Origin of the sequence: Streptomyces sp. WAC05292, assembly GCF_003949955.1 — a bacterium.
GTDB lineage: Bacteria > Actinomycetota > Actinomycetes > Streptomycetales > Streptomycetaceae > Streptomyces > Streptomyces globosus.
Genome location: NZ_RPSE01000711.1, coordinates 1 through 1,424, shown reverse-complemented (window position 1 = coordinate 1,424; position 1,424 = coordinate 1). Strand labels below are relative to the sequence as shown.

Sequence of the window (1,424 nt, the reverse complement as noted above, 5' to 3'; positions counted from 1 at the left end):
GCGAACGACGGCGCCGGGCCGGCGGCCTGCGGCGGGGCGAAGCCGGGCGCCGCGGCGGGGGCGGCGGCCGCGGGGGCCTGCTGCTCCGGCTCCTCGGCGACCTCGCCGCCGAAGTTCTGCAGCAGCGCGGCGAGCCCGCCGTCGAAGCCCTGGCCTACGGCGGCGAAGCGCCAGACGTCCTTCAGGTAGAAGTCGCCGAGCATCACGGCCCGCTCGGTGCTGAACTCGGCTCCGGAGAAGGAGTACCGGACGACCTCTTCGCCGCCGGCCACGATCCGGATGTAGCCGGGTCCGATCTGCGACATCTGTCCGTCGCCGTCGATGGTGGCGGTGAAGGACAGCTTGTGGATGTTCGCCGGGATGCGGTCCAGCGTCACACGGAACGACTCGGTGTCGCCGGCCTGCGGGCCGAGCTGCTGGATGGACTCCTCCGGCGACTTCGGCTGGTTGTAGAAGACGAAGTAGCGGTCGTCCGAGAGCCGCTCATCGGCGTCGAGGCCGAAGCAGCTGATGTCGAAGGCGAGCCCGGGGCCGGCGATCTGCACGCCCACGTACAGGTCCGTGCCCGCCGTGAGATCGCTGATCCTGGCCTTGTGACCGCGTTGGAATTCCCTGGCCATACGTAACGACCGTCCCCCATCCCGACAGTGAATTGCGTGGCGCACAGGCTAGCCGCATCCGACGACATCCGGCCAAGTCGGTATCAACCCGGTATCCGGCGGCAGCGGCGGGCAGGCCGCGGCGGTGCGCGGGTGCGCGCCGCCCTTCCGGCTCATTCTCCGCGCGGGGGCGGCACGTTGGGGTGCCGTTCCGCCGCGGCCACCCCTTCCAGGTATCCGCGGGCCCGCTCGGTGCGGGGGTACGCCTCCAGGAGTTCCCAGAAGCGCGGTCCGTGGCCGGCCACGAGGAGGTGGGCGAGCTCGTGCAGCAGCACGTAGTCGACCACGTACTCGGGCATGCCCTGGAGGCGGTGCGAGAGCCGGATGCTGCCCTCGGCGGGGGTGCAGGAGCCCCAGCGGGTGTTCTGGTTGGCGACCCAGCGCACCGAGCTCGGGCGGGCGCGGCCGCCGAGGTACTGCCCGGACAGACGCTCGGCGCGCCCGATCAGTTCCCCGTCGCCCACGGTGTTCCGGCTCTCCCGGGCGGCGAGCTTGTCGAGCATGGCCCCGACCCAGCGCCGTTCCTCCGCCTCGGACATCCGGGCGGGGATGAGGACGATGGTGCGGTCGCCCTCGCGGTAGGCGGACACGGTCTTGCGGCGGCGGGCGCTGCGGCGGACTTCGACGGCGCGCTGCGGTGGGTCGGCGGACACGCCTTCGACCGTACCCGGTCGCGGCGGGCGGGGGGTCCGCGCTCCGCGGTTCGGACGGGGCCGGCGGGAAACGGCGGGAACCGGTACGGAACGGCGCGGGACACACCCTCCG

General features: G+C 72.8%; 2 protein-coding genes. Both read right to left on the bottom strand.

Annotation, left to right across the window (positions count from 1 at the left end; genetic code table 11):
- Positions 1 to 620: TerD family protein (locus EF903_RS32545; RefSeq protein WP_148142654.1), on the bottom strand; the 620-nt coding region annotated here is incomplete at its 3' end.
- 152 nt (positions 621 to 772) lie between these two features.
- The coding region (locus EF903_RS32540; RefSeq protein ID WP_399422205.1) for a M48 family metallopeptidase at positions 773 to 1,424 on the bottom strand (652 nt) is incomplete at its 5' end.